We start from the raw sequence: 25,458 nt of genomic DNA, 5'->3' as shown, positions 1-25,458 counted from the left end.
GACCGGGAGGGTGGCCGGGTCGGCGGAGGGGCGCAGCGAGGCGGCGGGCATGGTGCCGTACAGCCGGTCCAGGCGTTCCGGGCCGGCGGGGTAGCCGCCCGAGCGGTGCCAGTTGTCGCGGCCGGTGGCGGCGCTGCGGGCGACCTCCCGGCCGATCAGGGTGCCGAGCAGGCCGAAACTGCCGACGGCCCCGACCAGGGCGATTGCGCTTGCGAGAGTCCCGGTGTCCATGGCTCCACTCTGGCCGGGCCGGGCGGCGGCCACGAGTGGCAGGAATGACTGATCCCATCGAAAAACTGCCATCCGGCCCTTCCGTCCCCGGTGCCCGCCGGGGCATCCTGGGCGGCATGCTGAAGAACGTGGTCGCGGTGGTGCTGGAGGAGATCCACCCCTTCGAGCTCGGTGTGGCCTGCGAGGTCTTCGGCCTCGACCGCACGGCCGACGGCCTGCCCGGGTACGACTTCGCGATCGCCGGCGCCCGCCCCGGGCCGCACACGACGCACTCCGGGTTCGCGGTGGACGTCCCGCACGGCCCCGAGCGGCTGGCCGGGGCCGACCTGGTGGTGGTCACCGCGACGACGATCCGCCCGGAGTACCCGGAGCCGCTGCTGGCGGGGCTGCGCTCGGTGGTGGCGGACGGCGGCAGGGTGCTGTCGATCTGCAGCGGCGCCTTCGTGCTCGGCGCGGCCGGGCTGCTGGACGACCGCCGCTCCACCACCCACTGGCGGCACAGCGAGGACCTGGCCCGGCGCTTCCCGCGGACCGCCGTCGAGCCGGACGTGCTGTACGTGGACGACGACCCGGTGATCACCTCGGCCGGGACGGCCGCCGGCATCGACGCCTGCCTGCACCTGGTGCGCAAGGTGCAGGGCGCCGAGGTGGCCCGGGGGATCGCCCGCCGGATGGTGGTGGCGCCGCACCGGGAGGGCGGGCAGGCCCAGTTCGTGAGCCGCCCGCTGCCCGGCGGCGACGGCGACTCGCTGGCGCCGCTGCTCGACTGGATGCGCCACCACCTGGACCGGGACTGCACCGTCGAGCAGTTGGCCGCCAGGGTCCACATGTCCCCGCGCACCTTCGCCCGCCGCTTCCAGCAGGAGACCGGCACCACGCCGCACCGCTGGCTGACCGGGCAGCGGGTGCTGCTCGCCCAGCGGCTGCTGGAGTCCACCGCCGAGCCGGTGGACGCGATCGCCGCCCGCTGCGGCTTCGGCAACGCGGCCGCGCTGCGGCACCACTTCGGGCGCCGGCTGGGGACCACGCCGCTGGCCTACCGGCGCTGCTTCGCCGGCCCGGACGACGAGGCGCGACCGGACGAGCGGGCGTGACCGGACGACGAGGCGTGACCGGACGAGGCGGCGTGACCGGGCGAGGAAGTGCGACCGGACGGGGGAGTGCGGCGGCGCGTCAGTTCCCCGGGGCGAGGTGGTCGACGCTGTTCCAGCGGTCCGGGTGCAGCCGCCCGTCCTGGGCGCGCCACAGGCTGGTGGAACAGTTGCGCACCGGCGCGAGCGCGGTGAGCCGTTCCTCGGTGAGCCGCTCCAGCACGTAGCGCAGCATCAGCACCGTGCAGTCGTGCGCGACCAGCAGGACGGCCCGCCCGGCCTCCTCCTCGCAGACGTCCCGCAGCAGGCTGCGCACCCGCAGCGCGACGTCGGCCCAGGACTCGCCGCCGGGCGGCCGGTAGTACAGCTCGCCCATCTTGCGCCGCCGGGCGGACTCCTCCGGGTGCTTGGCCTCGATCGCGGCCCGCGTCAGCATCTCCAGGACGCCCAGTTCGCGGTCGCGCAGCCGTTCGTCGTGGCGCACGGCGAGGGTGACCGGGACGGCGCCGAGCCCGGCGGCCTGGGCGAGCGCGATCCGGGCGGTCTCGGTGGTGCGCACGTACGGCGAGCACCAGACGCTGCGCGGGCGGTCGGCGCTGGGCAGGGCGGCCCACCAGCGGCCGAGCGCCTGGGCCTGCTGCTGGCCGTGCAGCGACAGCGGGATGTCGGCGTCCCGGCAGCTGATCGGGACGCTGAGCGCGCCGGCGGCCTCGGCCAGCTGGAACTCGACGTTGGCGGTGGACTCGCCGTGCCGGGTGGCGATCAGCACGGACGGCAGCCGGGTGGCCGACGCCGGGCGGTGGGTGGTGAGGTGGTGCGGGCTCTGGGTGGACTGGTGCTGGCCGTTGAGGGTGGTGCCGAGTTCTGCCATGGCCGCGTGCTCCCCGTGGGTCGATCAGTTGCCGGCCGGTCGCCGGTCCGGTCTGGTGGTGCCCTGCGAAGGCGGCTGTTCATACATATGATCGCGCCGCCTTCTCCAGTGTTCACGGAGAGGGCGGCGCGATCACAGGGCGCGTGCGGCGCGAATCAGTGCGCCGCTACGGGCTCCGGCGCGTTCTTCGGCTCCTCGTCGCCGGCCTCGGCGCTGTAGTCGGCGGGCCTGGTCTCGTCCGGGCCCTCGGGCGCCTTGACGGCGCGCAGCACCAGGGTGAGCGCCACCGCGACGATCAGGTTGAGCGCGAAGGCGGTCAGGCCGATGTAGCCGATCTCGCCGATGCCGGGGATCGCGGCCGCGTTGCCGCCGAAGTGCTTGGTGGCGGGGCTCGCGATGCCGTAGGCCTTCCAGGTGCCGTAGGCCATGCCGGCCGCCCAGCCGGCGAACAGCGCCCAGTGGTGGAACCAGCGGGTGAACAGGCCGCCGACGATCGCCACGAAGGTCTGCAGGATCCACAGGCCGCCGAGCAGCTGGAGGTTGATCGCGGCCTGCTTGTCCATGCCGAGCACGAAGACCAGCGCGCCGACCTTCACCAGCAGCGAGACCAGCTTGGCGATCCGGGTCTCGTCCGCCGGGGTGGCGGCGGGCTTCAGCCACTCCTTGTAGACGTTGCGGGTGAACAGGTTGGCCGCCGCGATCGACATGATGGCGGCCGGCACCAGCGCGCCGATCCCGATCGCCGCGAAGGCCACGCCGGTGAACCAGTCCGGGAACATGTCGGCGAACAGCTGCGGCACGGACAGCTGGGCGTTGAACTTCTTGTCGCCCTTGCCGACGCCCGCCGCGATGGCCATGAAACCGAGCAGCGCCAGCAGGCCCAGCATCAGCGAGTACGCGGGCATGATCGCCATGTTGCGGCGCACCGTGCCGCGGGACTTGGAGGCCAGCACACCGGTCACCGAGTGCGGGTACATGAACAGCGCCATCGCCGAGCCCAGCGCCAGCGTCGCGTACGTCCACTGCTTGTCGCCCGGGAGGGTCAGCGAGCCGGCGGACTTGGGGGCGCTGAACTTGTGCGCGGCCGCGTCGAAGATGTGCCCGTAGCCGCCGAGCCGGATCGGGATGTAGATCACCGCGACGATGATCACGATGTAGATCAGGGCGTCCTTGACGAAGGCGATCAGCGCCGGGGCGCGCAGCCCGGAGGAGTAGGTGTACGCGGCCAGCACGCCGAAGGCGAGGAACAGCGGCAGGTCCTTGACGAACCAGTTGGCGTTCTCGCCGCCGCCGACGCCCAGCACGTCCAGCACCGCCTGGATGCCGACGAGTTGGAGCGCGATGTACGGCATGGTGGCCAGGATCCCGGTCAGCGCGACGACCAGGGAGAGCGGCCGCGAGCCGTACCGGCCGCGGACGAAGTCGGCCGGGGTGACGTACCCGTGCACCCGGGAGACCGACCAGAGCCGGGGCAGGAAGAGGAAGACCAGCGGGTAGGCGACGATCGTGTACGGCACCGCGAAGAAGCCCGCCGCGCCGGTCGCGTAGACCGCCGCCGGGACGGCGACGAAGGTGTACGCGGTGTAGAGGTCGCCGCCGAGCAGGAACCAGGTGACCCAGGTCCCGAAGCTGCGGCCGCCCAGGCCCCACTCGTCCAGGTGCGCCGCGTCGTCCGCGCGCCGCCAGCGGGCGGCGAGGAAGCCCATCACGGTGACCAGGACGAAGAACAGCACGAAGACCGTGAGGGCCGGCACGTTGACGTGGCTCATCGCGCGCCACCCGCCTTCCGCGCGGCCTTGCGGGCCTTCTCGTCCCGGTTGATCAGCAGGTACGCGGCCACGGTGAACACGGCCGACACCGGCACCCAGAGCAGCTGGTACCAGTAGAAGAACGGCACCCCGCCGACGCCGGGGTCGGTCTTGTCGTACGAGGACACCCACAGCATCGCGACGATCGGCACCAGCAGGGCGAGCCCGGCCAGCACCCGTTCGGGGGTCACCGCGGGCACCCGGTCCCCGGGTGGCTCGGGCATGACAGGTTCGACGGTATCGGGATCAGACGGCATCTTCGGCTCCGCTCCGGAGGGTTCTCCCCGTCGGCGCCGCAGCCCTCGGGGCACCGCACGCCCCCGCGAACCCGCCGAGCAGCACCATCGGTGATCGACAGTCAGTACGGCTGCGCAATCTAGGGCATGGAGTGATCCATGTCACCGGGGTCGGTGCAACTTCCCGCCATCCGGACGGCATCCGGTCGCATTCGACCGGTACCGCCCCTCCCGTGACGCGAACGGGCACCGGCGCGCGCGGGTCGCGCGCGCCGGTGCCCGTGGTGCGCGGGGGGAGTGCCCCGCCCGAACTGCTTCGCCTCGAACTGCTCCGTCCGGAACTGCTCCGCCCCGGACTGCTCCGCCCGGACTACTCGGGGCGCTTGAGCCGGGTGATGAACTTGTAGCGGTCGCCGCGGTAGATCGAGCGGACCCACTCCACCGGGTCGCCGTCGGCGTCGAAAGAGTGCCGGGAGAGCTGGAGCATCGGCAGCCCGAGGTCGGAGCCGAGCAGGCCGGCCTCGCGCGGGTTGGCGAGGGTGGTCTCGATGGTCTCCTCGGCCTCGGCCACGGTGACCCCGTACACCTCGCGCAGCGCCGCGTACAGCGAGTTGTGCTTGGCGAGGTTGCGCCGCAGCGCGGGGAAGCGCTTGGCGGACAGGTGGGCGACCTCGATGGCCATCGGGTCGCCGTTGGCCAGCCGCAGGCGCTCGATCCGCAGCACCCGGCCGCCGGGCTTGATGTCGAGCAGCGGGGCGAGCCGGTCGTCGGCGGTGATGTAGCCGATCTCGATCAGCCGCGAGGCGGGCTCCAGGCCCTGGGCCCGCATGTCCTCGGTGTAGGAGGTGAGCTGGAGGGCCTGGGCGACCTTGGGCTTGGCGACGAAGGTGCCCTTGCCCTGGATGCGCTCCAGCCGGCCCTCGACGACCAGTTCCTGCAGCGCCTGGCGCACGGTGGTGCGGGAGGTGTCGAACTGGGCGGCCAGCGCGCGCTCGGGCGGGACGGGGGTGCCGGCCGGCTGGGTCTCGGTGAGCTGGAGCAGGTGGCGCTTGAGACCGTAGTACTTGGGGACGCGCGCGGTCGGGTCGGCGCCGGCCTGCGTCGGGAGGTTTTTCACCTCGGGGTCGTTGACCTGGGCGGTGGTTCCCCCGTCGCTGCTCATCGGACCTGTTCTCCCGCTTCTCGCGGGGCCTTTACGGGCCCCGCCACATAGTTAACGGGTGACATCGTTGCATGTATGGCTACGGAACGAATACCTCATCACGCGATGAACGATGTGCGGTGTCGGCTTGATAACGGGTGGTCCGGATCGGTCGAACAGCCGTTGACAGGCCCATTGGTCTAGGCCAAGCTCCAGGCATCTGGTCTACACCACTAGGCCGGTCACTATGAATCCCCCCACCCGCTCGAAGGGGTCCGCGGCACCTTTCCCCCCGCTTTACGTGGGTCTGCCGCTGCCGCCCGACGGGGGTAACCCAGGCATCCCTCAGGAGGATGGCGTGAAGCGTCAGCTCATCGCGGCGGTCGGCGTCGCAGCAATGGTCGTCGGCCTGGCGGCCTGTGGCTCGGACGGCAAGAGCAAGGACAACGCCGGTTCGAACTCGTCGTCCGCGGCGGGCGCCAAGAACTACAGCGGCAAGACGCTGAAGGTGTGGCTGATGACCGGCTCCGCCCCGAAGGGCTGGACCGACGCGGTCAAGAGCGAGTTCGAGACCACCTACCCGGGCTCCAAGGTCGACTTCCAGATCCAGGAGTGGGACGGCATCGGTCAGAAGGTGACCGCCGCGCTGTCCGAGGGCTCGGTCGACGTCGTCGAGCTCGGCAACACCCAGACCTCCGGCTACGCGGCCTCGGGCGGCCTGCTCGACATCACCAAGGACAAGTCCGCCCTGGGCGGCGACGGTTGGAACGCCAACCAGAACGAGGCCGCCCAGCTGGACGGCAAGCAGTTCGCCGCCCCGTGGTGGGTCTCCAACCGCGTCGTCGCCTACAACAAGGACCTCTGGGCCAAGGCCCAGCTGACCGACGCGCCGAAGACCCTGGACGAGTTCTACGCCGACCTGGACAAGCTGAAGGCCACCGAGGGCGTCGTCGACCCGATCTACCTGCCGGGTCAGGAGTGGTACACCTACTTCGGTCTGCTCACCGGTGAGGGCGGCAAGATCGCCAAGAAGGACGGCGACAAGTGGGTCGGCGGCCTGTCCTCGCCCGAGGCGCAGAAGGCCTTCGAGACCTACAAGAAGCTGCAGGGCTACTCGGCCACCGGTCCGAAGGACAAGGACGAGGCCACCCCGCAGCAGAAGGACGTCTTCGGCAAGGGCAACGTCGGCACCATGATCGCCCTCGGCTGGGAGCTCCCGGCGGAGAAGGACATGCCGAAGGACAAGATCGGCTTCTTCCCGCTCCCGGGCAAGACCGCTGACAAGCCCTCCGGCGTCTTCCTCGGCGGCTCGAACCTGGCGATCGGTGCGCAGAGCAAGAACACCGACATGGCCAAGGACTTCCTGAAGATCGCCCTCAACGACAAGAACGAGGGTGCGGTCGCCGCCGCCGGCAACATCCCGAACAAGGCCGCGCTGAACAGCCAGCTCACCGGCGACTTCGCGAAGGCCGCCCAGTCCGCCTCGGCGGTCGGCGCGGTCACCCCGATCACCCCGAACTGGGCGAGCGTCGAGGACAAGCCGAACCCGATCAAGGAGTTCCTGACCGCCGCCCTCCAGGGTGGCGACTACGCGGCCACCGCGAAGAAGTACGACGACGAGATCGCGAAGCGGCTCAACCAGAAGCAGTAGGCACCGAGCGGCGTCGCTCACCGACCCCCGGCGGGGGGTCGGTGAGCGACGCCTGTCCGTCGTGGTTCGGGTTGTGAGGAAGTGAGAACGATGGCTGTGCATTCGGAGCGGGTGCAGACGCAGTCCCCGGATTCAGGGAAGGCTGCCGTGGCCGGAATTGAGACGAGTGCCGCCGGTGGTGGCGCCGACGGCACCCCCCGCAAGGGCGCCAGACCCGCGGGCGGGCCGAGCCTCGGCGCACGCCTGGCACCGTACCTGCTGCTGCTGCCCGCCACCGTGGCGACCCTCGCCCTGCTCGGCTGGCCGCTGGTGAAGACGGTCCTGCTGTCGTTCCAGAACCTCAACAAGCGCCAGTTCGTCCAGCACCTGACCGAGTGGAACGGCTTCGACAACTACAAGGAGCAGCTGACCGACCCGGACTTCTGGGCGGTCACCGGGCGCACGGTCGTCTTCACCCTGGTCAACGTCGTGCTGATCATGGTCGGCGGCACCCTGATCGGCCTGCTGCTCAACCGCCTCGGCAAGCGGATGCGGCTGCTCCTCTCGGTCGGCCTGCTGATGGCCTGGGCGATGCCCGTGGTCGCCGCGACCACCGTCTACACCTGGCTGTTCGACCAGCAGTGGGGCGTCGTCAACTGGTTCCTGGACAAGCTGGGTTGGCACGCGATGGCCGACTACAACTGGATGAGCGACCAGTACTCGACCTTCTTCGTGGTGATCCTGCTGATCGTCTGGCAGTCGGTCCCCTTCGTGGCGTTCAACATGTACGCCGGACTGACCACCATCCCCAAGGAGCTCTACGAGGCCGCCCGGATGGACGGCGCCGGCGCGTCCAAGATCTTCGGTTCGGTGATCTTCCCGAACCTGAAGCCGTTCTTCCTGGCCACGACGTTCCTGGAGATCATCTGGGTCTTCAAGGCCTTCACCCAGGTGTACGCGATCAACGGCGGCGGCCCCGAGAACCTGACCCGCACCCTGCCCGTGCACGCCTTCCTGGAGGGTTCGTCCGGGCAGCACTACGGCATCGGCTCCGCGATCGCGGTGCTCACCATCCTGATGCTGGGCGCGATGATGGCGTACTACTTCCGCATCATGATCAAGCAGGAGGACGAGCTGTGAGGCGCTCGCTCATCGGACGTACCTGGCCGAACGTGATCGCGGTCGTCCTCTTCGTCTTCTTCATCTTCCCCGTCTACTGGATGATCGCGACTGCCTTCAAGCAGGACAACGACATCATCAGCAAGACGCCGGTCTTCATCCCGTTCAACGGGACCCTCGACCACTTCACCACCGCGATCAACGCGCCCAACTTCTGGACGTACGTCACCAACAGCCTCATCGCCACCATCGGCGCGGTGCTGATCTCGCTGGTGATCGCGACCCTCGCGGCCTTCGCCATCGCCCGGATGAAGTTCCGCGGCCGCAAGGCCTTCGTCCTGGTCGTCATGGTCGCGCAGATGGCGCCGTGGGAGGTCATGACCATCGCGGTCTACATGATCTCGCGCGACAACGAGATGCTGAACAGCCTCGTGCCGCTGACCTTCTTCTACATGATGATGGTGCTGCCCTTCACCATCTGGACGCTGCGCAGCTTCATCGCGGCGGTGCCGAAGGAGCTGGAGGAGTCGGCCATGGTGGACGGCTGCACCCGCTCCCAGGCCTTCGTGAAGGTGATCTTCCCGCTGCTGGCCCCCGGCCTGATGTCGACCTCGCTGTTCGGCTTCATCACCGCGTGGAACGAGTTCCCGCTCGTCCTGATCCTCAACAAGGAGGAGGGCAAGACCCTCCCGCTGTGGCTGTCGTCCTTCAAGACCGCCTTCGGCAACGACTGGGGCGCCACCATGGCGGCGTCCACGATGTTCGCCATCCCCGTGCTGATCCTGTTCGTCTTCCTGCAGCGCAAGGCGGTCGGTGGACTGACCGACGGCGCCGTGAAGGGCTGAGAAACGTGAGCATCCTCGTCCCCACCGCCCCGGTCAGCGACCAGCTGCACCGCGACGCGCTGACCGTCCTGCAGCCCGGCTTCGTCGGCACCGAGCCGCCGCAGTGGCTGCGCCGCCACCTCGCCGCCGGGCTCGGCTCGGTCGCGCTGTTCGACCGCAACGTGGTCGACCTCGACCAGCTCGCCAAGCTCACCAAGGCGCTGCGCGAGGAGAACCCCGACCTCCTGATCGCCATCGACGAGGAGAGCGGCGACGTCACCCGGCTGGAGGCGGGCTCCGGCTCGTCCTGGCCCGGCAACCTCGCGCTCGGCGCGATCGACGACCCGGCGCTGACCCGGGACGTCGCCCGCGAGCTGGGCCGGGCGCTGGCCGCGGCCGGCGTCAACTACAACTGGGCGCCCACCGCGGACGTCAACTCCAACCCGCGCAACCCGGTCATCGGCGTCCGCTCCTTCGGCGCCGACCCGGAGCTGTGCGCCCGGCACACCGCCGCCTGGGTGGAGGGCCTCCAGTCGGCCGGCGTGGCCGCCTGCTCCAAGCACTTCCCGGGCCACGGCGACACCGCCGTCGACTCGCACCACGGGCTGCCGGTCATCGACGTCGACCTGGACGTGCTGCGCTCGCGCGACCTGATCCCGTTCCAGGCGGCGATCGCGGCCGGCACCAAGGCCGTGATGACCGCCCACATCATGATCCCGGCGCTCGACCCGAAGCTGCCGGCCACCCTCAGCCCGCTCGTGCTGCGCGACCTGCTGCGCGCGGCCCCGGCCGACGGCGGCCTCGGCTACCAGGGCCTGATCGTCAGCGACGCGATCGAGATGGGCGCCATCGCCGACACCTTCGGGATGGGCCGGGGCACCGTGCTGGCCCTGGCGGCCGGCGCGGACGCGATCTGCGTCGGCGGCGGGCTGGCCGACGAGGAGACCGTGCTGATGCTGCGCGACGCCATCGTGGCGGGCGTGCGGGCCGGCGTGCTCTCCGAGGAGCGGCTGGCGGACGCCGCCGACCGGGTCCGCTCGCTCGGCAGCTGGGGCCGGATCTCGGCCCAGGGCGAGCGGCCGGAGCCGGACCTCGCGGTCGGCCTGCGGGCCGCCCGCCGGGCGCTGAAGGTGGTCCGGGCGCCGGGCCACGAGCCGCAGCCGGTGTCCGAGCGCCCGTTCGTGGCCTCGTTCTCGGACGAGCCGAACATCGCCGTCGGCGACGTCACCCCGTGGGGCGTGGCCGGCATGCTGGCCGACCGCTTCCCCGGCACCCGCACCCGCGCGGTCTCGGCGCCCGAGGCCGCTCCCGAGCTGCTGGACGCCCTGGTCGCCGAGCTGGTGGCCGGCGCCGAGGGCCGCCGCCTGGTGCTGGTGGTCCGGGACGCGCACCGGCACGCCTGGATGTCCGCCGCGCTGGGCCGCCTGGTGGCGGCCCGGCCGGACGCCGCGGTGGTCGAGATGGGGCTGCCGCAGTCCGAGCCGGTCGGCGCGCTCTACATCGCCACCCACGGTGCCGCCCGGGTCTGCGGGCTGGCGGCCGTGGAGGTGCTCACCGGGCAGCCGGGAGCCATCGGCTGAGACCGAGGGGGGCGTCACCGGGAGTGTCCGGGAGGCGTCGGCCGACGGGCCCGTCATGCGCATGTCGCATGGCGGGCCCGTTCCGTTTTCCCGCCGTTCGACCTGCGGATCCGTCAGGTGACCGTGCTCTCTCAAGTGGGCCTTAAATCCACCTTAAGTCCCACTTAGGGTGACGGTACGGCGACTGATCGCCACGGGGTACAACGGCTCTGCAACGGCCGTGGCGACGGGGCCATTTGGCCGTTGACACCACCTATGGTCTAGGCCAGAGTCCAGTCATCCGGTTCGAAATTCAACCTCACCGGATGTGGTATCGGCCCTCCCCGAAGCTCTTCGCCCCTGCCCGGACCCTCCGTTGCGGGCGCCATCACGCTGCCGGCGGGCAACACGGCTCTAGCACCCTCGGAGGATGGCGTGAAGAAGCGTCAGCTCATGTCGACGTTCGGAATCACTGCGCTGGCGATCGGGCTGACGGCCTGTTCATCGGCCGGTACGGCGTCGAAGGACGGCAAGAGCCCCGGCGCCGACCCGAAGGCCGCGAGCGGCACCGTCACCGTCTGGCTGATGGACGACGCCCAGAAGAACTGGCCCGACCTGGTGCAGCAGGTCAACGACCAGTTCGCGGCGAAGTACCCGAACGTCACCCTCAAGCTCGCCTACCAGGGTTGGGCCGACAAGGTGACCAAGCTCGACAAGGCGATCGCCGACGGCTCCGCGCCCGACGTGGTCGAGCTCGGCAACACCGAGACCATGAAGTACGTGCTCTCCGGCGCGCTGGCCCCGGTCGACCGGACCACCTTCGACAACTCCGACAGCTGGATCAAGGCGCTCGCCAACACCTGCACGTACCAGGACAAGCTCTGGTGCGTGCCCTACTACGCCGGCGCCCGGGTCGCCATCTACAACGCCGCCACCTTCCAGCAGGCCACCGGCAGCGCCGAGTTCCCCAAGACCGAGGCCGACCTGACGGCGGCCCTGGACAAGGTCGCCGACAAGAACAAGGCCGACAAGAGCTACTCCTCGCTCTACCTGCCCGGCCCGTACTGGTACGCCGCGATGAGCTACGTGGCCGCGTACGGCGGCAGCATCGCCAAGTTCGACAGCTCCGGCAACTGGCACGGCACCCTGCACGACGCCAAGTCCCAGCAGGGCATCAGCCACTTCGTCGACCTGGTCCGCAAGTACACCAAGGGCGACCTGACGGTGAACGAGCAGAACCAGTTCGAGTCGATGGCCCGCGGGCGCGCCGGGTCCTTCTACGGCAACGGCTACGAGGCGGCCAGCGTCGTCGCGCCGGGCACCGGCGACCCGAGCCTCAAGGACACCGTCAAGATGGCCACCATGCCCGGCCCGGACGGCAAGCCGCTGCCCACCTTCATCGGCGGCTCCGACCTCGCGGTCACCGCCAAGTCCACGCAGGTCGAGCTGGCCACCGACTGGGTGCGGATGTTCACCAGCACCAAGTCCCAGCAGACGCTGGCCGACAAGGACATCCTGCCGAACAACCTCACCCAGCTGAACCCGCTGAAGAACAAGCCGACCACCGCCGCGGCGGCCAACGCGGTGCCGGACGCCTGGTTCACCCCGCTGGCCCCCGGCTGGGGCGCGATCGAGAAGCAGAAGATCCTGCCCGACATGCTGACCGGCATCCTCAAGGGCAAGTCGGTGGACCAGGCCACCAAGGACGCCGACGCCGCGATCGACCAGCTGATCAACAAGGCGTCCTGACCCCGCGCCGCCGTCCAGGCCCGAGGGCCCGTCCCGTCCGGGGCGGGCCTTCGGGTGTGCCCGCCGGGGGCGCCCCCCGTAGGATTGCGGCAGGAAACCACCGCAGCGAGTGTGCGGACTCGCCGCCGTAGAGGTCCCCTCCGGGCAACCTGCCCGGAGGGGTCGAACCATCTCATCGGAGGCACATCCTGATGTCCGACCCGCAGACTGTTTCCGTTCCCGGCCGGATCATGGCGGCGGAGATGGCCGAGCAGCCGGCCGTCCTCCAGCGCATCCTCGACGAGGGTGCCCCGAAGATCCGCCAGATCGCGGCCGAGATCGCCGCCCGCAACCCTCGCTTCGTCCTGCTGACCGCGCGCGGCACGTCCGACAACGCGGCGCTGTACGCCAAGTACCTGATCGAGATCCTGCTCGGCAAGCCGGCCGGCCTGACCTCGATGTCCACCACCACCGCCTACGGCGCCAAGCCGGACCTCACCGACGTCCTGGTCGTCACCGTCAGCCAGTCCGGCGGCTCGCCCGACCTGGTGGCCTCCACCAAGGCCGCCCGCGAGGCCGGCGCCATCACCCTCGCCGTCACCAACAACGCGTCCTCGCCGCTGGCCGAGGTCTCCGAGTTCCACATCGACGTGCTGGCCGGCCCGGAGAAGGCGCTGCCCGCCACCAAGACCTACACCGCCGAACTGCTGGCGCTCTACCTGCTGGTCGAGGGCCTGCGCGGCGGCGACGGTGCGGCGGCCAAGGACCTGCCCGGCCTGGCCGCCGCCGTCCTGTCCCGCCACGCCGAGGTGAAGGCGCTGGCCGAGCGGTACCGCTTCGCCCAGCGCCTGGTCATCACCTCGCGCGGCTACGGCTACCCGACCGCCCGCGAGGCGGCGCTGAAGCTGATGGAGACCACCTACATCCCGGCCTCCCCGTTCTCCGGCGCCGACCTGCTGCACGGCCCGCTGGCCATGGTGGACAACGTCTCGCCGGTCATCGCGATCGTCCCGGACGGCAAGGGCGGCGAGGCCCTGCAGCCGGTGCTGGACCGCCTGCGCGGTCGCGGCGCGGACCTGGTCGTGGTCGGCCAGCAGGCGCAGGTGGACGCCGCCTCGGCCGGCTTCGCCCTGCCGGCCGGCGTGCCGGAGGAGGTCCAGCCGATCCTGGAGATCCTCCCGCTGCAGCTGCTGGCCTACGAGGTCACCATCGCCCGCGGCCAGGACCCGGACGCCCCGCGCGCCCTGGCCAAGGTCACCGAGACGCACTGAGGCACGGCGCCACGCGATCGGGCCCCCGTCCACAGGCTGTGGACGGGGGCCCGACTCGTTGAGCGGCGGAGCATGGCTTCGGCGGGGGAGTGCCCGGAGAACGCGCCGCACCCCCGGAGCCCGGCGCACCCGGAAAGCACTACGGGCCACGGCGCCGACACGGGACCCTCAACCCATGCGGCACCGCAGCCCGGAGCTGTCGTCGGTCGCCGGAGTCGATCGAGAACTGTGCGGGGTCCTCGTTCGGCGGCGTCCGACCGAGGAAAGGCCTCGCGCGGTCAGGGCAGTTGCGCGGTGGGCCTCTCCTTGGTGCCCTTTCATTGTGGACTAGACCAATCTGGGTTGTCCAGGCCGCTCCCGAAATTGGTCTGGACAACTTCGGGCAGCGGGCTCCGCCGCAGGCCCGGCGCATGATCCCGTTCCCCGGTCCGCCGCGCCCCGCCCCGACCGGCGGCGCTACCCTCGCCATGTGCCCTCGCTGAACGAACTCGTCCGCCGCCACACCACCCTGACCGGGGCCGATGTGGAATGGCTCCACATGCTGGTCTCGGAGTGGCAGCTCCTCTCCGACCTCTCCTTCGCCGACCTGGTCCTGTGGATCCCCACCTGGGACGGCATCCGCTACGTCTCGGTGGCGCAGATGCGGCCCAACACCGGCCCCACCTCCTACCAGGACGACATGGTCGGCCACCTCGTCCCGCGCGGGCGCCGCCCGCTGCTGGACGCCGCCTTCGACGAGGGCCGCATCGTGCGCGAGGGCGACCCGGAGTGGCGCGAGGAGGTGCCGGTCCGGGTCGAGTCCATCCCGGTCCGGCGCGAGGGCAAGGTGCTGGGGGTGATCGCCCGCAACACCAACCTGCTGACGGTCCGCACCCCCAGCCGGCTGGAGCTCACCTACCTGCAGAGCGCCTCCGACCTGGCCCAGATGATCGCCGCCGGCAGCTTCCCGTTCCACGGCGTCGAGCAGATCGACATGGACGCCGCCCCCCGGGTCGGCGACGGCCTGATCCGGCTCGACGCGGACGGCATCGTCACCTACGCCAGCCCCAACGCCCTGTCCGCCTACCACCGCCTCGGCCTCACCACCGACCTGGTCGGCAGCCACCTGGGCCGGGCCACCGCCGAACTGGTCCCGCCCTCCCGGGCGGCCGTGCACGAGGCGCTGGTGAAGCTGGCGAGCGGCTGGGCGCCGCGGCAGACCGAGGTCGAGGTGCAGGGCGGGGTGGTGACCCTGCGGGCCATCCCGCTCAAGCCCAAGGGCACGCTGACCGGTTCGCTGGTGCTCTGCCGGGACGTCACCGAACTGCGCCGCCGCGACCGCGAGCTGATGACCAAGGACGCCACCATCCGGGAGATCCACCACCGGGTGAAGAACAACCTGCAGACCGTCGCCGCCCTGCTGCGGCTGCAGTCCCGCCGGATGGAGTCGGAGGCCGGCCGGGCCGCGCTGGACGAGGCGGTGCGCCGGGTCGGCTCGATCGCGATCGTGCACGAGACGCTGTCCCAGGCGCTGGACGAGCAGGTGGCCTTCGACGAGATCGCCGACCGGGTGCTGGCGATGGTGATGGAGCTGTCCCAGGACGGCCGGGTGGCGACCCGCCGCAGCGGCAGCTTCGGCATCCTGTCCGCCGAGGTGGCCACGCCGCTGTCGATGGTGCTGACCGAACTGCTGCAGAACGCGCTGGAGCACGCCTTCGGCCCGTCCGCCTCCGGGAACCTGGAGGTCAGCGCGCTGCGCGGGCGGGCCCCGGCGACCGGGGCGGGCTGGTCGGACAGCTGGAACGGCGGCGCCCGGCCGGAGGAGTTCCTGCTGATCACGGTGCAGGACGACGGCCGCGGCATGCCCGAGGGGTTCGACCCGCAGACGGCCGGCAACCTCGGCCTGCAGATCGTCCGCACGCTGGCCACCGGCGAGTTGGGCGGCACCTTCGACATGGTGGCCGGTCCGGACGGCGGCACCAAGGTGGTCCTGGAGATCCCGGTCCGCTGATCCGCCGGCCGGTCCGAGGTACCGGTCCGCGGTGCGGGCCTGCGGTGCGGTCCGCGAAAAGGTGCATCGAGGCGCGCGGTGGGGGCGTGCACTCGGCGAAAGCGCCGGGTGCCCACCCCACGAGCCCGGTACGGGTCGGCCCGCGCGGGGGCGCGCCAGGGTGCGGGCGCGCCGGGGCGCGCACACGGACCGGGGTGCGAAAACAGAAACGAGGCCCTGTCGACCGGGGGGGGTGGGTCGACAGGGCCTCTCAACCCGTTCCGGCCGTCGGGGGGAGTCGGCCGGAACGGGGGCTCTGGGTGGTGCGACACCTCGCCCGTGCGTTGCACACGGTGAGCGCCACAGCTCCACGATATTGCTCTAAGTGAACAGTATCAAGTGGCTGGACGGTCCGGTGTCGCGGGACCTCGCCAGGCAAGGCCCTTTGTGCGGAAGGCTTCACCAGGAGGTGCAGGGAAGCCTTTGATCATGTGTTGATCGGTGTTTCGGTTACTGCTGGTGTTACGGCGTGTGATCAGGCGGTGCGGGCGCGGTTGCGGGCGGCACGGCGCTTCATCGCGCGACGCTCGTCCTCGCTCATACCGCCCCAGACGCCGGCGTCCTGGCCGGTCTCAAGAGCCCACTGCAGGCACTGCTCCATGACCGGACAGCGGCGGCACACGGCCTTGGCTTCCTCGATCTGCAGCAGAGCAGGACCGGTGTTCCCGATCGGGAAGAACAGCTCCGGGTCCTCTTCGCGGCAGACAGCGCGGTGGCGCCAGTCCATGGTCGTCCAACTCCTCCTGCCGGCGGGGGTCACCCGGTCGGCATAATCGATGGCTTGTGAATGTGGCTTGTGAATGTGAACGCTTTCACGAATCCCGCAATAGCAAAAGAGACCAAAGGCCCGCCGGGGCCCGGGTGGTCTGTGCTAGGGAGGGATTCGGCGATTCGAGGGACGCTCCGCGGTCGACACCCGTCAGGTTCTGAGGTTGCCGTCGCTGCGATGCGTCCCGATCGCCATGTAGAGGTTCGCAAACCTCGGGCCCGGATACAACCCCCTTCAGGGAGGAATTTTTGATTCTTCGGTGTCGCCTAGCTCACAGCCAGTACTTCTATGGAGTGAAGGGGGCTTGTGCGTTCGAGAAGAAGGGTGAAACCCCCTTCCGGTCACACAATCACACGCAGTGCCCGCCGTACGCCTGTGAAACTGACGCGACTCCTGTCTCCAAGGTGGTCCCCGTCAACCTGGAACGGGGCCGGTTCCTCTGAAACCAAGGTGAAGTGTCTGACGTCGTGATAGGAGACGACGTGCTTGCCGGACGGGCCGGCCGGCGGGGCGCCTTCGCTCGAAGAGGCGTACGACCGCAGGATCTGACGGATCGTTCGGACGGTGCCGAACGCCGTCATCCGGGTGATCCCGAAGACGTCGAGATCGGTGTCGAAGGAGGCGAGCGGTGAGGGGTACACCGGGCGGTTGCCGAGGAACGTCCACGGCGAGGTGTTGCTGACTATGGCCAGGGCCAGGCCCGGCACGCCCTCGCGGCCCGGTAGTTCCAGGGCCACGGGGCCGGAACGACGCTGCTCACGCTGGGTGACGTAGTGCCGCAGCGCCTGCCCCACGTAGAGCGCGTGGGTGGACTTGCGCCCCAACCGGCGCTGTTCCTCGACCCGGCCGACCACCCCGGCGTCGAAGCCCAGGCCGGCGGTGAAGGTGAACCAGCGGTCCGGGAGCCCGTCGGTCATCGCCTTGCCCAGGCCGACCGGCCGCTCGCTCCCGTGCTCCAGCGCGTACAGCAGGGCGCCGGTGGCCTCCACCGGGTCGTTGGGCAGGCCCAGCGCGCGGGCGAACACATTGGTCGAACCGCCCGGCACCACGGCCAGTCGCGGGACCTTCTCGCCCGGGCCGTGCGCGAGCAGCCCGTTCACCACCTCGTTCACGGTGCCGTCGCCGCCGAGCGCCACCACCAGGTCGACCGTGCCGTCCTCCGAGGCCTCGCGGGCCAGGTCGCGGGCGTGGCCCCGGTACTGCGTCTCGGCCACCTCCAGCTTGAGGTCGCTGCGCAGCGCGTGGATCAGTACGTCCCTGGTGCGGCCACTGGTGGTGGTGGCCTTGTGGTTCACGACCAGGAGAGCGCGCATGGGGAAAGCCTACGGGTCGGTACGGACCAACCGGCGGCTACCCTGCTGGAGTGACCGCAGAATCCTCCGCACCCGTACCCACGGCGGGCCCCGCCCGCCCCCTGCCGCTGACCGTGGGCGCCGCCATCACCGCCCTGGAGGGCGCCGCGCTGGCCGTCGTCGGCGTCTGGGACATGGTGTCCGCGCTGTCCGGCCAGTCCAAGCAGCTCGCCCTGAACGAGTTCGGCGGTCTGGTCATCGTGCTGCTCGGCGTGCTGCCGGTGCTGGCCGCCCGCGCGCTGCTCAAGGAGCGCCGCTGGGGCCGCAGCCCGGCCGTGCTCACCAACTCGATCTGCCTGCCGATCGGGTACTACATGCTGGAGAGCGGCGGCGCGATGATCGGCGTCGGCGTGCTGGTCGCCCTGCTCGGGCTGGTCGGCATCGGCGCGCTGCTGAACCCGAAGTCGACGGCGGCCCTGTACGCGTCGCACGAGGGCTGAGCGCACAGGGCCGTCGGGGGCCGGCCGCCGGCTGAGCGGCCGTCAGTCCTACTCCTCCACCAGGAGCTTCTCCCGCAGCTGGGCCAAGGTCCGGGCCAGCAGGCGGGACACGTGCATCTGGGAGATCCCCACCTCGGCGGCGATCTGCGACTGGGTCATGTTCCGGAAGAACCGCAGCACCAGGATCTTCTGCTCCCGGGGCGGCAGTTGGGCGAGCAGCGGCTTGAGCGACTCGCGGTACTCGACGCCCTCCAGCGCCTCGTCGGTGGCGCCGAGGGTGTCCGCCACGGCCGGCGACTCGTCGTCGCTGTCCGGGACGTCCAGGGACAGCGTGGAGTACGCGTTGGCGGACTCCAGGCCCTCCAGGACGTCCTCCTCGGAGATCCCCAGGTGCTCGGCGAGCTCGTGCACCGTGGGGGAGCGCCCGTGCCGCTGGGAGAGCTCGCTGGTCGCCGTGGTGAGCGACAGCCGCAGCTCCTGGAGGCGGCGCGGCACCCGGACCGCCCAGCCCTTGTCGCGGAAGTGCCGTTTGATCTCGCCGACGATGGTCGGCGTGGCGTAGGTGGAGAACTCGACCCCGCGCTCGTGGTCGAAGCGGTCCACCGACTTGATCAGGCCGATGGTGGCGACCTGGGTCAGGTCGTCCAGCGGCTCGCCCCGGTTGCGGAACCGCCGGGCCAGGTGCTCGACCAGCGGGATGTGCATCCGCACCAGCTGGTTGCGCAGCTCGACGCGCTCCGGGGAGCCGTCGGGCAGCGCGGACAGCCGGACGAACAGCGCGCGGGCCGCCTCCCGGTCCGGTGCGCCCGAGCGGTGCGGGGCCGGGGCCGGTGCCTGGACGGGCACCGCGGTGCGGAGGTCCGCGGCCTCGTCCGCCGGATCGGACGGGGGCGGGGATGCGGGCGACGGTTCAGACGTCGGCTCGGTCGGGTGGCTCATCCGGTGGGCGTCCTTCGGGTGCGCATCGTCGTTGGCGGCGAGGCCAGGAACGCTCGCCTGGGTCGGTACGGCAGGTCCCGCCGTCGCGAGGCCGGTACGGTCCAGATCACTCACGGCCATTCCCCCGTTCCGTTCCGGGAGCACCGGGGCCCTCGGGCCCCGGCATCGTCTCGTTGGTCGTACCGCGTGGGGGGCGGTACCGGGCGCCGCCCGCCCGGCCCCTGATCGGGGACCTGGCGGACGGCCCTTGTGCGGTGCTGGTCGACGCCCCGGCTAGTGGGCGACGGGGCCGCCGCGCTTCTTGTGCAGGCTGATCGACACGGTCTTGTCCTCGCCGACCGAGGAGTCGACCTCGCCGGCCAGGGCGGAGAGCACCGTCCAGGCGAAGGTGTCCCGTTCGGGCGCCTTCCCGTCGGTGGTGGGGGCGGCGACGGTCACCTTCAGCGAGTCGCCGACCAGCCGGAACTCGCAGGTCAGGACGGAGCCGGGCACCGCCTGCTGGAGCAGGATGGCGCAGGCCTCGTCGACCGCGATCCGCAGGTCCTCGATCTCGTCGAGGGTGAAGTCGAGCCGTGCCGCCAGGCCGGCCGTCGCTGTTCGCAGGACCGAGAGGTAGGCACCCGCCGCGGGCAGCCGGACCTCCACGAAGTCCTGCACTCCGGGCTCGCCGTCGATCTGGGACACCCTCACCTCCTGGGTGACGCGCTGTGCTTCCGGGCCGGTGGCCGCGGCACTGTCTGTTGCTTGGCTCAACTGCTTCGCCCCAACTGTCCAGAGGGGTGGTGCGGTACGTACCGGTCATACCCTTCGCGGGGCGACCGGACGCCGCGTATCCGCCTGAGACCTTACCGCCTTCCGCACGCCGGCCGGGGCTCGGGAGTCACTCATGGTAAGCCATCGCGACGCAGGGTGGCAGGGGTTCGGACGGTCCGTTCAGTGTCCGCCGCCGCCGGCGGCGGCGAGCGCCTCGCCGGTGAGCCGGTAGACGGTCCAGCCGTCCATCGGCACCGCGCCGAGGGACTTGTAGAAGTCGATCGAGGGCGTGTTCCAGTCGAGCACCGACCACTCCACCCGCGCGTAGCCGCGTTCGACGGCGATCCGCGCCAGTTCCAGCAGCAGCGCCTTGCCGTGGCCGCCGCCGCGGGACTGCGGGCGGACGTACAGGTCCTCCAGGTAGATCCCGTGGGTGCCGCGCCAGGTCGAGAAGTTGAGGAACCAGAGCGCGAAGCCGACCGGCTCGCCGGTGGCGTCGTCCTCGGCGATCAGGCCGAACAGCGCCGGGTCGGCGCCGAACAGGGCGTCGCGCAGCTGCTCCTCGGTGGCCACGGCCTCCTGCGGGGCCTTCTCGTACTCCGCGAGCTCGCGGATCAGGGCGAGGATGACGGGAACGTCGGTCACGACGGCGGTGCGGATCATGCCGCGAGCCTACTGCGCGCCCCCGCCTCCGGCCCAGGCCCGGATCGGGGCCCGGGCCGGAGGCGGGCGGGTCAGCGGGCGGGGACGGTGCGCAGGTAGTCGGCCAGCGCGGTGATCGCGGCCGGGTTGCGCGGGCTCTCCACCAGGTCGACGTAGTCCAGGACGAAGATCCGGTCGTTCCTGACCGCCGAGACACCGGCCAGCGGGGGGAAGGACTTCAGGAAGGCGCGCTTGGCGTCGGCGCCGGTCTCGCCGTAGTTGTTGATCAGGATCACCTCGGGGTCGCGCTGGACCACGCTCTCCCAGCCGGCGGTGACCCAGGTGTCCGCGAGGTCGCCCATCACGTTGGTCCCGCCGGCCTTGGCGATGATCTCGTCGGCCGCGGCGAACTTCCCGGCGGTGTACGGCTTGTCCTGCCCGCTGTCGTACAGGAACACGGACGGCCGGCGCTCGGGCTGCGGGGCGGCGGCGACCTGCGCCTTGAAACCGGCGACCAGCTTGTCCGCCCGGTCGCGGACGTCGAAGATCTCGCCGAGGTTGGCCAGGTCGGTGTAGAGCGCGTCCAGCGGGGACATCACGCCGCGCTCGGTGCCCTTGCCGCTGCGGCAGGACTCGCTGAGCACGTACGAGGGGATGCCGAGGTCCCCCAGCGCCTGCGGGGTGAAGCCGCGGCCCTCGTCGAAGCCGTAGTGCCAGCCGGCGAAGACCAGGTCGGCCTTGGCGCCCAGCACGATCTCCTTGGTGATCTCCTTCTTGGAGAGCCACGCGGTCTGCTGGTAGCCGTCCTTCCAGGCGACCTGGTCGACCCGGCCCTTGTCGTCGGGCATCACGTAGCCGGCCATCCGGTCGGCCAGGCCGAGGGCGAGCATCAGCTCGGTGATGCCGACGTCGTTGGTCACCGTCCGGGCGGGCTTCTGCGGGAAGGTGAGCTTGGTGCCGCAGTTCTCCACGGTCACCGGGTAGTGGGCGGAGGCGGCGGTGGCGTCGCCGCTCGGGGCGATCTCGGCGCCGCAGGCGGTGAGCCCGAGGGTGAGCAGGGCGGTGATGGCAACGGCCTTGGTGCGCACGGGGGTTCCTTCGGGGGGTGGGTCAGATCCGGTCGAAGAGCAGTTGGACGGCGCCGGTCACCGGGTGCCGGACGGGAGTGGCCCGGACGCCGAACACCTCGGCCAGCAGGGCGGGTCGGAGCACCTCGGCGGGCGGCCCCGAGGCGACGATCCGGCCGGCCCGCAGCACGTACAGCAGGTCGCAGTGGCCGGCCGCCAGGTTGAGGTCGTGCAGCGCGGTGAGCACCGTCGGGCCGGCCTCCCGGACCAGCGCCAGCACGTCCAACTGGTGGGCGATGTCCAGGTGGTTGGTGGGCTCGTCCAGCACCAGCAGCCGGGGCTCCTGGACCAGCGCGCGGGCGATCAGCACCCGCTGCTTCTCGCCGCCGGACAGGCTCAGGAAGCCCCGCCCGGCCAACTGCTCGGCGCCGGCCCTGCGCAGCGCCTCGGTGCAGCGCGCGTGGTCGTCCGCGCCCGGGCCGCCCAGCCCGCGCCGGTGCGGCAGCCGGCCCATGGCGACCACCTCGGCCACCGTGAAGTCGAACTCGGCGGAGTGCTCCTGGGGGAGTGCGGCCACCCGCCGGGCGGCCTCGCGCGTGGTCAGCGCGTGCAGGTCCGCGCCGTCCAGCCGGACGGCCCCGGCGGCCGGCCGCAGCGCCCGGTAGACGCAGCGCAGCAGCGTCGACTTGCCGCTGCCGTTCGGCCCGACCAGCCCGACCACCTGCCCGGCGGCGGCGTCCAGGGTGACGTCGTGGACCAGCCGGGCGCCGGCCAGCTCGACCGAGACGGAGTCCAGGGCGAGATCCATCAGCGGCCTCCGAAGGAATAGCCGCGACGGCGCATCAGCAGCAGGAAACAGGGCACCCCGAGCACCGCGGTGACCACCCCGACCGGCAGTTCGGCGGGCGCCAGCAGGGTGCGCGAGACGATGTCCACCCAGACCAGCAGCAGCGCCCCGGCGAGCGGCGCGACCAGCAGCACCCGGCGGTGCCCGGCGCCGACCAGCATCCGGGCCAGGTGCGGCACCATCAGCCCGACGAAGCCGATCGCCCCGCTGACGGCCACCACCGTGCCGGTGACGGCGGCGGTCACCACGAACAGCTCGCGGCGCAGCCGATCCGGGTCCACGCCCAGCGAGGCGGCCGTCTCGTCGCCCATCGCGAGCGCGTCCAGCCGGCCGGCGGAGCAGGCCAGGTACGCCAGGCCGGCCAGCACGGTGGCGGCGGCGATCGGCACCGAGCCCCAGGTGGCGCCGCCGAGGCTGCCGAGCAGCCACATCATGGCGTCCCGGGCGGCCTCGCCGCGGGCGGCCGCGAAGACCATCAGCGCGGTGACGGCGGAGAAGCCGTAGGAGAGCGCGGTGCCGGTGAGCACCAGCCGCAGCGGGGTGAGCCCGTAGGCCGTGCGCGCCGCGAGGTAGACCAGCACCATGGCGACCAGCGCGGAGCCGAACGCGGAGGCCGAGATCGCCCACACCCCGAGCGAGGCGAAGGCGCCGAGCAGCAGCACGGCGTTGGCGCCGACGGCCGCGCCGGAGGAGATGCCGAGCACGAACGGGTCGGCCAGCGCGTTGCGCACCAGGGCCTGGACGGCGACCCCGGTGGCGGCCAGCCCGGCGCCGACCACGGCGGCCAGTACGGCGCGCGGCAGCCGGATCTCCCAGACGATCGCGTAGGCGGCGGCCTCCTCCGCCTCCAGCCGTCCGCCCGTCAGCCCGGCGGCCAGCAGCCGCAGGGCGCGGGGCAGGCCGATCCCGGAGGCGCCCAGTGCCACGCCGCAGAGCAGCGAGAGCAGCAGGGCGGCGGCCAGGCCGACGGCGAGCGGGAGGGCGGGTATTCGGCGGGCGGGCGGGCTCGTTGCGCCACTGCCCGCGGCTGCGGTGCTGCTCACGGTGCGCCTTGCCTCGGGCCGCGGGTGCGCGGGGGAGGCACCGGTCGGGGGCGGGTCCGGGCGCCATCCCCTCGCAGTCCACGGCGAGTTGTCGGGAGTTCAGCGGCCGGGGGCGATCGGGCTGGCGCGGCCACCAGGGCCGCGCTCACCGTTGCGGGTCAGCGCCGGATTCGCACCGGACTTCCCCCTCGGACGCCCTGGCAGCATAACAGTCGTAAAGGCTAGGCAACCCTTACCGGGCCCGGATGGGGCGTGGACGCACGACCGCCCCCGTCCGGGCTCGCGGACGGGGGCGGTCGGGTGGCGACGCGTCAGGCTCAGGCCTGCTTGGTCTCCCAGAAGATCTTGTCGACCTCGGCGATCAGGTCCAGCAGGGCCTGGCCGGTGGCGGGGTCGGTGGACGCCTTGGCGGCCGAGGCGGCCTTCAGGGTGTCGTTGATCAGCTGGTGCAGCTGCGGGTACTTCTCGAAGTGCGGGGCCTTGAAGTAGTCGCTCCACAGCACCGAGATGTGGTGCTTGACGGCCTCGGCACGCTGCTCCTTGATGATCAGGGCGCGGGTGCGGAAAGCCGGGTCCTCGTTGGCCTGGTACTTCTCCTGGGTGCCCTTGACCGACTCGGCCTCGATCCGGGCCTGCGCCGGGTCGTACACGCCGCAGGGCAGGTCACAGTGGGCGTGGGCGGTGGCGCGCGGTGCAAACAGACGAGAGAACATGGGAGTCCTTCCTTAGATCGTCTTCCCGCGCCCGAGATTACCCTTCCGCACCCGGGGTTTCGCGATCGGGCGGTGGGCCTAGGGCAAAAGGCGGACCCGGAACCGGGGTAATCCGGACATCGAACGGATCGAACGGGGTGACGGTCCGTACGGCAGACTGGGACCGGGCGGTCCGGGAGGAGGAGTCGTGGCGCGGAGCACGGAACCGGCGGGCGCGGAGCCGATGGGCACGGAACCCCGGGGGCGGGGCGGCGGCGCGGTGCCGTTCGGGCTGGTCGACGTGGCGGGCCCGTCGATGGTCCCGACCCTGCGCGAGGGCGACCAGCTGCTGGTGCGCTACGGCGCGCCGATCCGGCCCGGCGCGGTGGTGCTCTTCCGGCACCCCTTCCAGCAGGACCTGCTGGTGGTGAAGCGGGCCGCCGAGCGGCGTCCGAGGGGCTGGTGGCTGCTGTCCGACAACCGGCCGGTGGACAGCGACAGCCGCAGCTACGGCCCGGTCCCGGACGAGCTGGTGCTCGGCCGGGTGCTGCTGCGGCTGCGCCCGCGCCCGGCCTGGCTGGCGCCGGGGCGGCGGCTGGAGCGGCTGCTGCTGGGCACCCGGCTGGCCCGGGTGCCGGGCCTGGCCCGCCGCCTGGGCGTCTGGGCGGACGAGCTCTGACCCCCTGAGTCCTGCCCTGCCCTGCCCTGCCCTGCCCGGCCAGTGCCTAGCCGGCGGCGCCGAGTGCCGCGGCCTCGGCCTCCTGGCGCTTGCGGGCCCGGTACGCGGCGACGTTGGCGCGGGTCGCGCAGCGGTCCGAGCAGTAGCGGCGGGAGCGGTTGGTCGAGGTGTCCAGGTAGGCGTTGCGGCAGGGCGCGGCCTGGCAGATGCCGAGCCGGTCGGCGCCCAGCTCGGTCAGGTGGACGGCCAGGCCCATGCAGGCGACCGCGCTGAAGTGCGCGGTGGCGGTGGGCGAGTTGTCGGCCAGGTGCAGGTGCCAGCGCGGCCGGCCGGCGTCGTCCAGGTAGTCGTGCCCGGAGACCAGCGGGCTGACCGGGTACTCCATCAGCAGGCTGTTCAGCAGGTCGACGCCCCGGATCTCGTCGCCCTCGGCGGCGGCCTCGAAGACCCCGCGCAGCCTGGTCCGCACCGCCCGCAGCCGGGGCAGGTCGGACTCGTCGGCCTGTGCGGCGGCCCGCGAGGAGTCGGAGAACAGGCCGCGCACCGCGTCCACGGACGTCAGGGTGTCGGTGCCGCGCCCGGGCTCCTCGGTGTTCACCAGCCGAACGGCGAGATCGGCGTAAGAGGCGAGCTCCACGGAGGTCCTTCCAGAAGGTCGGTAACGGGCTGATTGCGTCCAGCCTATTACCTGGGTGGG

General features: G+C 71.5%; 24 protein-coding genes and 1 riboswitch. Of the genes, 10 read left to right on the top strand and 14 right to left on the bottom strand.

Going from position 1 to position 25,458, the window contains the following annotated elements:
• The first annotated feature begins 347 nt into the window (after positions 1-347).
• A complete protein-coding gene (locus tag OG556_RS12880; RefSeq protein WP_371517177.1) occupies positions 348-1,325 on the top strand; it encodes a helix-turn-helix domain-containing protein in 978 nt (325 codons plus the stop codon).
• A gap of 79 nt (positions 1,326-1,404) precedes the next feature.
• Here the strand turns inward: OG556_RS12880 and OG556_RS12875 are convergent, their stop codons facing one another.
• The 4 genes from OG556_RS12875 to OG556_RS12860 all read right to left on the bottom strand — a co-directional run bounded on the left by OG556_RS12875 (position 1,405) and on the right by OG556_RS12860 (position 5,399).
• Positions 1,405-2,193 (bottom strand): histidine phosphatase family protein, encoded by a 789-nt coding sequence (locus tag OG556_RS12875; RefSeq protein WP_371517176.1) that lies wholly within the window; start codon positions 2,191-2,193, stop codon positions 1,405-1,407.
• 155 nt (positions 2,194-2,348) lie between these two features.
• On the bottom strand, positions 2,349-3,962 hold the full coding sequence (mctP, locus tag OG556_RS12870; RefSeq protein ID WP_350879664.1) for a monocarboxylate uptake permease MctP: 1,614 nt from the start codon (positions 3,960-3,962) through the stop codon (positions 2,349-2,351).
• Positions 3,959-4,225, bottom strand: coding sequence for a DUF3311 domain-containing protein (locus OG556_RS12865; protein WP_350879663.1), 267 nt, complete (start codon positions 4,223-4,225; stop codon positions 3,959-3,961). Before OG556_RS12865 ends, mctP begins: the two co-directional genes overlap by 4 nt.
• A 382-nt stretch (positions 4,226-4,607) precedes the next feature.
• The gene (locus OG556_RS12860) at positions 4,608-5,399 is read right to left on the bottom strand and encodes a GntR family transcriptional regulator (RefSeq protein ID WP_244293370.1); all 792 of its coding nucleotides are present in this window, start codon (positions 5,397-5,399) and stop codon (positions 4,608-4,610) included.
• Between the two features lie 337 nt (positions 5,400-5,736).
• On the opposite strand from OG556_RS12860, the gene OG556_RS12855 reads away from it, so the two are divergent.
• The 7 genes from OG556_RS12855 to OG556_RS12825 all read left to right on the top strand — a co-directional run bounded on the left by OG556_RS12855 (position 5,737) and on the right by OG556_RS12825 (position 15,499).
• Complete coding sequence (locus OG556_RS12855; protein ID WP_363619340.1) at positions 5,737-7,029, top strand: extracellular solute-binding protein; 1,293 nt, start codon at positions 5,737-5,739, stop codon at positions 7,027-7,029.
• 90 nt (positions 7,030-7,119) lie between these two features.
• Positions 7,120-8,148: a carbohydrate ABC transporter permease gene (locus OG556_RS12850; protein WP_371517174.1), complete on the top strand. Its 1,029-nt coding sequence runs from the start codon at positions 7,120-7,122 to the stop codon at positions 8,146-8,148.
• Complete coding sequence (locus OG556_RS12845) at positions 8,145-8,972, top strand: carbohydrate ABC transporter permease (protein WP_350879660.1); 828 nt, start codon at positions 8,145-8,147, stop codon at positions 8,970-8,972. The genes OG556_RS12850 and OG556_RS12845 overlap by 4 nt, the downstream gene beginning before the upstream one ends.
• A gap of 5 nt (positions 8,973-8,977) precedes the next feature.
• Entirely contained in the window at positions 8,978-10,531 is a 1,554-nt protein-coding gene (locus OG556_RS12840) for a glycoside hydrolase family 3 protein (protein ID WP_371517173.1), read from the top strand.
• A gap of 432 nt (positions 10,532-10,963) precedes the next feature.
• Positions 10,964-12,259 (top strand): extracellular solute-binding protein, encoded by a 1,296-nt coding sequence (locus OG556_RS12835; protein WP_363588830.1) that lies wholly within the window; start codon positions 10,964-10,966, stop codon positions 12,257-12,259.
• 191 nt (positions 12,260-12,450) lie between these two features.
• Positions 12,451-13,509: an SIS domain-containing protein gene (locus tag OG556_RS12830; protein WP_371517172.1), complete on the top strand. Its 1,059-nt coding sequence runs from the start codon at positions 12,451-12,453 to the stop codon at positions 13,507-13,509.
• A 469-nt stretch (positions 13,510-13,978) separates the two neighbouring features.
• On the top strand, positions 13,979-15,499 hold the full coding sequence (locus tag OG556_RS12825; protein ID WP_350879656.1) for a PAS domain-containing sensor histidine kinase: 1,521 nt from the start codon (positions 13,979-13,981) through the stop codon (positions 15,497-15,499).
• 514 nt (positions 15,500-16,013) lie between these two features.
• Here OG556_RS12825 and OG556_RS12820 read toward each other — a convergent pair.
• Both OG556_RS12820 and OG556_RS12815 read right to left on the bottom strand, forming a co-directional pair.
• Positions 16,014-16,265 (bottom strand): WhiB family transcriptional regulator, encoded by a 252-nt coding sequence (locus OG556_RS12820; RefSeq protein ID WP_014138019.1) that lies wholly within the window; start codon positions 16,263-16,265, stop codon positions 16,014-16,016.
• A 383-nt stretch (positions 16,266-16,648) separates the two neighbouring features.
• A complete protein-coding gene (locus OG556_RS12815) occupies positions 16,649-17,620 on the bottom strand; it encodes a diacylglycerol kinase family protein (RefSeq protein ID WP_363588834.1) in 972 nt (323 codons plus the stop codon).
• Positions 17,621-17,670: 50 nt separating this feature from the next.
• Between OG556_RS12815 and OG556_RS12810 the strand changes: the two genes are divergently transcribed.
• Positions 17,671-18,099 (top strand): hypothetical protein, encoded by a 429-nt coding sequence (locus OG556_RS12810; protein ID WP_371517171.1) that lies wholly within the window; start codon positions 17,671-17,673, stop codon positions 18,097-18,099.
• A 48-nt stretch (positions 18,100-18,147) separates the two neighbouring features.
• Here the strand turns inward: OG556_RS12810 and OG556_RS12805 are convergent, their stop codons facing one another.
• The 7 genes from OG556_RS12805 to sodN form a co-directional block, all read right to left on the bottom strand.
• Positions 18,148-19,152, bottom strand: a complete 1,005-nt coding sequence (locus OG556_RS12805) for an RNA polymerase sigma factor SigF (RefSeq protein ID WP_350879654.1) — start codon at positions 19,150-19,152, stop codon at positions 18,148-18,150.
• Positions 19,153-19,311: 159 nt separating this feature from the next.
• Positions 19,312-19,722 (bottom strand): anti-sigma regulatory factor, encoded by a 411-nt coding sequence (locus tag OG556_RS12800; RefSeq protein WP_350879653.1) that lies wholly within the window; start codon positions 19,720-19,722, stop codon positions 19,312-19,314.
• Between the two features lie 249 nt (positions 19,723-19,971).
• Positions 19,972-20,454, bottom strand: a complete 483-nt coding sequence (locus OG556_RS12795) for an N-acetyltransferase family protein (protein ID WP_371517169.1) — start codon at positions 20,452-20,454, stop codon at positions 19,972-19,974.
• 71 nt (positions 20,455-20,525) lie between these two features.
• On the bottom strand, positions 20,526-21,521 hold the full coding sequence (locus OG556_RS12790) for an ABC transporter substrate-binding protein (protein ID WP_371517168.1): 996 nt from the start codon (positions 21,519-21,521) through the stop codon (positions 20,526-20,528).
• 22 nt (positions 21,522-21,543) lie between these two features.
• Complete coding sequence (locus tag OG556_RS12785; protein WP_371517166.1) at positions 21,544-22,308, bottom strand: ABC transporter ATP-binding protein; 765 nt, start codon at positions 22,306-22,308, stop codon at positions 21,544-21,546.
• The gene (locus tag OG556_RS12780; protein ID WP_371517165.1) at positions 22,308-23,390 is read right to left on the bottom strand and encodes a FecCD family ABC transporter permease; all 1,083 of its coding nucleotides are present in this window, start codon (positions 23,388-23,390) and stop codon (positions 22,308-22,310) included. The genes OG556_RS12785 and OG556_RS12780 overlap by 1 nt, the downstream gene beginning before the upstream one ends.
• Before the next feature lie 89 nt (positions 23,391-23,479).
• A riboswitch (cobalamin riboswitch) is annotated at positions 23,480-23,619 on the bottom strand.
• An 88-nt stretch (positions 23,620-23,707) separates the two neighbouring features.
• A complete protein-coding gene (gene sodN / locus OG556_RS12775) occupies positions 23,708-24,103 on the bottom strand; it encodes a superoxide dismutase, Ni (protein ID WP_063347853.1) in 396 nt (131 codons plus the stop codon).
• 223 nt (positions 24,104-24,326) lie between these two features.
• On the opposite strand from sodN, the gene sodX reads away from it, so the two are divergent.
• Positions 24,327-24,761, top strand: coding sequence for a nickel-type superoxide dismutase maturation protease (gene sodX / locus OG556_RS12770; protein ID WP_363588859.1), 435 nt, complete (start codon positions 24,327-24,329; stop codon positions 24,759-24,761).
• 46 nt (positions 24,762-24,807) lie between these two features.
• Here the strand turns inward: sodX and OG556_RS12765 are convergent, their stop codons facing one another.
• Positions 24,808-25,398 carry a CGNR zinc finger domain-containing protein gene (locus tag OG556_RS12765; protein ID WP_363588848.1) on the bottom strand — a complete coding sequence of 197 codons (591 nt, stop codon included), beginning with the start codon at positions 25,396-25,398 and terminating at the stop codon, positions 24,808-24,810.
• Between the last annotated feature and the right edge of the window lie 60 nt (positions 25,399-25,458).

The sequence above is a fragment of the Kitasatospora sp. NBC_01300 genome (assembly GCF_041435235.1).
Taxonomy (GTDB): Bacteria; Actinomycetota; Actinomycetes; order Streptomycetales; family Streptomycetaceae; genus Kitasatospora.
Note: the sequence above shows the minus strand (reverse complement) of the source record. Positions and strands in the feature narration are given on the sequence as shown.

What these genes read in the sequence shown, in the direction of transcription:
- OG556_RS12880 (WP_371517177.1), top strand. Translation starts at nt 348, where the DNA reads ATGCTGAAGAACGTGGTCGCGGTGGTGCTGGAGGAGATCCACCCCTTC.
- OG556_RS12875 (WP_371517176.1), bottom strand. Translation starts at nt 2,193, where the DNA reads ATGGCAGAACTCGGCACCACCCTCAACGGCCAGCACCAGTCCACCCAG.
- mctP (WP_350879664.1), bottom strand. Translation starts at nt 3,962, where the DNA reads ATGAGCCACGTCAACGTGCCGGCCCTCACGGTCTTCGTGCTGTTCTTC.
- OG556_RS12865 (WP_350879663.1), bottom strand. Translation starts at nt 4,225, where the DNA reads ATGCCCGAGCCACCCGGGGACCGGGTGCCCGCGGTGACCCCCGAACGG.
- OG556_RS12860 (WP_244293370.1), bottom strand. Translation starts at nt 5,399, where the DNA reads ATGAGCAGCGACGGGGGAACCACCGCCCAGGTCAACGACCCCGAGGTG.
- OG556_RS12850 (WP_371517174.1), top strand. Translation starts at nt 7,120, where the DNA reads ATGGCTGTGCATTCGGAGCGGGTGCAGACGCAGTCCCCGGATTCAGGG.
- OG556_RS12835 (WP_363588830.1), top strand. Translation starts at nt 10,964, where the DNA reads ATGTCGACGTTCGGAATCACTGCGCTGGCGATCGGGCTGACGGCCTGT.
- OG556_RS12830 (WP_371517172.1), top strand. Translation starts at nt 12,451, where the DNA reads ATGTCCGACCCGCAGACTGTTTCCGTTCCCGGCCGGATCATGGCGGCG.
- OG556_RS12820 (WP_014138019.1), bottom strand. Translation starts at nt 16,265, where the DNA reads ATGGACTGGCGCCACCGCGCTGTCTGCCGCGAAGAGGACCCGGAGCTG.
- OG556_RS12815 (WP_363588834.1), bottom strand. Translation starts at nt 17,620, where the DNA reads ATGCGCGCTCTCCTGGTCGTGAACCACAAGGCCACCACCACCAGTGGC.
- OG556_RS12795 (WP_371517169.1), bottom strand. Translation starts at nt 20,454, where the DNA reads ATGATCCGCACCGCCGTCGTGACCGACGTTCCCGTCATCCTCGCCCTG.
- OG556_RS12785 (WP_371517166.1), bottom strand. Translation starts at nt 22,308, where the DNA reads ATGGATCTCGCCCTGGACTCCGTCTCGGTCGAGCTGGCCGGCGCCCGG.
- sodN (WP_063347853.1), bottom strand. Translation starts at nt 24,103, where the DNA reads ATGTTCTCTCGTCTGTTTGCACCGCGCGCCACCGCCCACGCCCACTGT.
- sodX (WP_363588859.1), top strand. Translation starts at nt 24,327, where the DNA reads ATGGGCACGGAACCCCGGGGGCGGGGCGGCGGCGCGGTGCCGTTCGGG.